The sequence below is a fragment of the Campylobacter coli LMG 9860 genome, assembly GCF_000254135.1.
GTDB lineage: Bacteria > Campylobacterota > Campylobacteria > Campylobacterales > Campylobacteraceae > Campylobacter_D > Campylobacter_D coli.
The window spans coordinates 1-5564 of record NZ_AINS01000073.1 but is presented as its reverse complement, the minus strand read 5'-3'; the positions used below and the strand labels follow the sequence as shown (position 1 = coordinate 5564).

Here is a 5564-nt window from a genome sequence, read left to right as displayed (position 1 = left end):
TGATAAAAAAAATGGTGGACAAAGTACAGCTAGAAATGTAGGGATAGAATATTTTAGTGGAGAATATAAACTCAAAAACAAAACTCAAACTATAAAAGAAAATTCTTTAATAGAATTTAATATAGAGGGTAATAATCCTTATGAAATATATACTGTATATAAAAGCTATAAAGCTTTTAATAATGAACAAGATTTAACAAGCTTTACTTATCCTATTATAGATTATATTATCTTTTTAGATTCTGATGATTATTGGGAATTAAACTGCATAGAAGAATGTGTACCTAGAATGGATGGGGTAGATGTGGTGTGGTTTGATTATAGACCTTTGTATGATAAAGTCAAAAGAAAGCACATTAGCCAAATGACTTATTTTGATTATAAAAATGAGATTATCATCACGCCTAAAGAATGGCTAGAGAAGGCTAGAGAAAGAAGACTTTTTTATTTTTGGTTTACTTGGCAAGGTATGATTAATTTTGATTTTTTTAAAAATATAAAATTAAAATTTATTAATGGAATTTTTGCAGAAGATTGTCATTTTGGAGTGTTATTATTTGCATTAAGTAAAAATATCTATGTATTATCAAAACAAATATATATTTATCGTTTAAGAGAACTAAGCTCTATGAATTTTACTAATAAAAAATGGATAATACATCCCAATTCGCATCTAAAAAAAATAGATGTTTTTGAGAATTCAAGTATAACTAGACTATACTATGAAAGTGCAAGTTGGATGCAAATCGCATTAGATTTTATCAAATTCATTGATTCTAATCACTATTTAAGTGAAGGTATAAAAACACATTTTTTACCAGTAGTTTGTAATAAGGCTTTAACTTTACAAAGGTTCGACAAAGATCCATTGTGTCTAAAAAAACACACTAAAAATTTAAAAATATATATACAAAATCAACCCTTAGGAGCAGTTGATAGAGTGAAAAAATATCTTTCGTATAAACTTACAAAAGAACTCTCTAGAAAAAAAGGTATATTAAGATTAACTTTGCCCTTTAGCGTTATTAGAGTATCTTTACAACATCAAAAAGGCTTCATAGAATATAAAAAAAATATTAAAAGAGATGTTTTAAATAAAAGATTGCCATTAGAATTTTACAGAGATTACCAGCAGGCTTTGACCTTAAAAAATCAAAAATTAATTCAATCATTGCATGATATTGGACTAAAAATCATGTCACTTAAAGGTTAAATATGGTTTTAAATTTTAAAAAATTAAGAAAGCTTAGAACGAATCCAAAACTATTCTTCAAAGATGCTATAGAAAAAAAAGTTTTCTGGTTGAGTGGTGTATATAACAAATACCTTCCTAAAAAACACAAAGGCTTTGCTCAATACACAATAATTTCAGCTGTATATAATGTAGAAAAATATCTAGATGATTATTTTAATTCCATCATAAATCAAAGACTTGATTTTAAAAAAAGTATTTTTATGATACTTGTAGATGATGGCTCTACTGATAATTCTGCACAAATAATCAAAAAATACCAAAAAAAATATCCTAAAAATATCGTCTATCTTTACAAAGAAAATGGTGGGCAAGCAAGTGCTAGAAATTTAGGCTTAAAATATATGCAAGAAAATGACTATCAAATTCCTTGGGTTACTTTTACCGATCCAGATGATTTTTTGGATAGAAATTATTTTTATGAAGTAGATAAATTTTTAGCAACTCATCAAGATGATGATATTTGCATGATAGGGTGTAATGTTATTTTTTATTATGAAAAGCAAAAACTATATAAAGACAACCATGCTTTAAATTTTAAATTCAAAAGTGGTATACAAGTTAAAGAAAATTGCAATCTTGATAACTTTATACAGTTATTTACAAATTCAAGTTTTATAAATACCAATTATTTAGCAAAACATATAAGGTTTGATAAAAAATTAAAACCCAATTTCGAAGATGCCAAATTTATCAATGAATATTTGTTGGATAATATCAATCTAAAAAGCGCTTTCTTACCAACAGTCAAATATTTTTATAGAAAAAGGGAAGATGGAAATTCTACTCTTGATGGTAAAGATAAAATCAAGGACTATTATACTATGGTTCCAAATTTTGGTTATTTAAATCTTTTTAAAGATATAAAAATAACAAAAGTTCCTTACTTTGTGCAAAATGTTGTTTTATATGATATTTTTTGGCAAATTAAAACTTTGATTTTAAATCCTGAAAAACTAGCTATTTTAAATAATGAAGAGAAAAAGCTTTTTAAGGAATTATTGTTTGAAAATTTCAAATTTATTGATAGTTGTAATATTAAAAATTTTAATCTCCATGCTTTTGATTTTTTTTATAAAAAGGGTATATTAAATTATTTTAAAAATGAAGATTTAAGTGAAAATATAGCTTTTATAGAAAGTATTGATGATAAAAATGATGAAATTTTAATAAAGTATTATTTTAATGATGTTAATCATAAAACTAAGATTTTATTAGATAATGACGTGGCTATTGCAAAGCATTCTAAAATAAGACAATATGATTTATTGGATAAAGTTTTCTTATATGAAAAAAGAATATGGCTTAAGCTTAAAAACGATACTAAAATGCTTGATATTTGTATAAATTCGCAAAAACTAAAACTTGTTTTTAATGATAGATGTATAAATGATTTAAGCCTAGTTTTAAAGGTTTTAGCTAAGCAAAAAAAACAAAGATCAAAAAACTCTAATTTATGGCTTTTTGCCGACATGAGTTGGAGGGCTGATGATAATGCTGAGCATCTATATAGATATATCATGCAAAATCATCCCAAACAAAAAACCGCTTTTATTTTAAGCAAAAATTCAACTGATTATCCAAGACTTAAAAAAGAAGGTTTTAGATTGGTTGATCCAAGAAGCTTTTATTTTAAATATCTGATTTATAAAGCTGATAAAATCATTTCTTCTCATATAGATAGGTATATTTTTAATGCTTTGGGCGGAGATACTTTAAAAACTAAAGATTTTATTTTTTTACAACATGGGGTTATAAAGGATGATTTATCTAGGTGGCTTAATCAAAGAAAAATAGATATATTTATCACAAGTACAAAAGCAGAGTATAATTCTATAATAGGTGATTGTAACCAATATAAATTTAGTACAAAAGAAGTAGTTTTAACAGGATTAGCAAGATGGGATGCTTTGATTAAAAATAATATTTTAAACACAAAACAAATTTTAATTATGCCTACTTGGAGAGAGTATTTAAGTGGGAAAGTGCAAAAATACGGTGCTAGGGCTAGAAATCCCGAATTTGTAAAATCACTTTATTTTCAAAAATGGCAAGAATTTTTATGCAGTAAAGAGTTAGAAAAACTAGCAGTGCAGTATGGATATAGCATTGTTTTTATACCGCACCCACAAGTAAGAATGTATTTAGAGGTTTTTAATTTACCTTCTTTCATCATTACTTCCTATAAAGAAAGTATGCAGAAATTATTTTGCGAATCATCTTTAATAATAACGGATTATTCAAGCGTTGCTTTTGATATGGCGGTTTTGAAAAAGCCTGTGCTTTATTATCAATTTGATAAAGATGAGTTTTTCATAAAACATTCGTACGCTAAAGGTTATTTTGATTATGAAAAAGATGGTTTTGGTTTAGTTGTGAAAAATGGAGAAAAATTGCTGAGAGAGTTCGAGATTATACTCCAAAATAATTGCAAGCTTTTTGATACTTATAAGAATAATGTAAATTCAGCTTTTATTTTTAGAAATAGTAGTTATTGTAAAAAAATTTATAAAATACTAAATAAATATTAGAATATAGCTTATATAATAAAAACTTAATTTCTATCTCGGTATAAAAGCTATAAAGCTTTTTAATAATGAATAGTATTTAATGAATTTTCGGATTATTATCTTTTTTTTGATTTCAATGGCTTTGGTGTTAGATATTATAGAGTAACGCTTGGTTGGATGTGAACATTTTGGATGCTTTTAAAATAATTGTATGTATTGTTTGTAAGAATTAAAATTTGTAAATATTTACTTATAAAAATGATGATATTTCTTTGGTTTGTATTTAAAAAATGAATATTATCAAAATATAAATCGATCGGATTGTATTATAAAACCACAAGATAAATTTTGGATTGTACTTGATAAAAATTTATTTATATTAATGTAATAAGGTCAAAAAAATATTACTAATCTATAATAAAGTTTCAACTTTTGCAAAAATAACTATTGTTATTAAAATAAGAATATTTTTATAAAATTGCAGAAGGAGAATTTCTATCAAGAAAAATATGATAGAATAATCTCATGTTTTTTGGTATTATTGGATGTAATTTAGTGCTCAAAAAATGTATAAAAGAATATTTTGAAATTTGTATAGAGATTATTGAAAGGGTTTTAAATTTAAGAAATCTAATTAAAATAAAAATTTATCTAGAGGAAGAAGAAAATGAAAAATATTGTACTTCTAGGAGGAAGCAATTCTGTTTTAACAAATGGATTAAAAAATGGATTACAGTGTGAAGAAAGTATAGTGTTGAAAAATTATGCGTTAGGTGCTTGTACTTGTCTTCAAAATTTATATGCGTTAATTTTGAATAAAAATGATATATTAGATGCCGATTTGTTGGTTACAGAATCAAATGTAAATGAGATTCATAGTTTTTGCAGGATAAAAATGCCATTAAAACAACTTAGCTATATAATAAATACATATTATGAAGAATTAAGTTTTTTGAATATTAAAATTTTAGTATTAATCTTACCTATTTGTGAGAAACATCCATCAAATGAGGATATTGAAATTATTAATGATTTACATAGAAAAAATTGTGTTAAATATGGATTTAACTGTATTGATATGCAAAGTTATTATAAAAAAAATAATGTTTTTGAATTTTTTATGGATTTACCTGAAAATCATCATCCTATGGAAACTATCATGAATAAGTTAGGGCGTAATATAGCTAAGAATATCGATGCTTTTAAGTATCATTTACAGAATAAAAATAAACTTCACCGAAAATATGCTTTTTTTATTCCAGAGGTTGATACTATAGGGAATAAGTTAGAAACTAAAATAAAATCAAATTCTTTATATCGCGAAACAATTGTTAGAATAACAGATAAAGCTAAAATTTTATTTCCATCTAAATTTCAAGGTTATCGAGTAGCTGCAATTTATACATGGAATGATTTTGAAGAAGAGTGTTACGGTACTAAAGTATTTTCAAGTTTAGTTCTTGAAAATTTACAAACTAAGATAGTGAAACCAAGCAATGGATGGATGCAATTTAGTGAATTACATCAAGATTTTAATATCGATTGTTCTACATTTGCCTATTTTAATTCACAAAATACTCAGATTACTGAAAATAGTATTTTAATACATGGGAGAGAACTTATGTTGAAACACGTAGATTTAATTGCTTTTTTTTTAATTAAAGATGAATATAACAATTTATCTATCAATATGGATTTTAATTTTGCTCATGAAAAAACTAATAAATTGTTTTTTGACAAATTTATTCCCGATCTTTGTTTTTTGAAAAATGTTATTCAAGAATACTGCTCAAAAAAACAGT

Annotated in this window: 3 protein-coding genes; all 3 read left to right on the top strand. The window is 24.7% G+C overall.

Annotation, left to right across the window (positions count from 1 at the left end; translation table 11 throughout):
- Positions 1-1213, top strand: a 1213-nt coding sequence (locus CCO88_RS10710; protein ID WP_002840169.1) for a glycosyltransferase family protein, incomplete at its 5' end; no start/stop codon positions are given.
- Between the two features lie 2 nt (positions 1214-1215).
- Positions 1216-3783, top strand: a complete 2568-nt coding sequence (locus tag CCO88_RS08590; RefSeq protein WP_002840168.1) for a CDP-glycerol glycerophosphotransferase family protein — start codon at positions 1216-1218, stop codon at positions 3781-3783.
- A 646-nt stretch (positions 3784-4429) separates the two neighbouring features.
- Positions 4430-5564, top strand: a 1135-nt coding sequence (locus CCO88_RS08585) for a hypothetical protein (protein WP_002840166.1), incomplete at its 3' end; no start/stop codon positions are given.

Excerpts from the sequence above, each read along its gene's own strand:
- CCO88_RS08590 (WP_002840168.1), top strand. The coding sequence starts at position 1,216 with ATGGTTTTAAATTTTAAAAAATTAAGAAAGCTTAGAACGAATCCAAAA.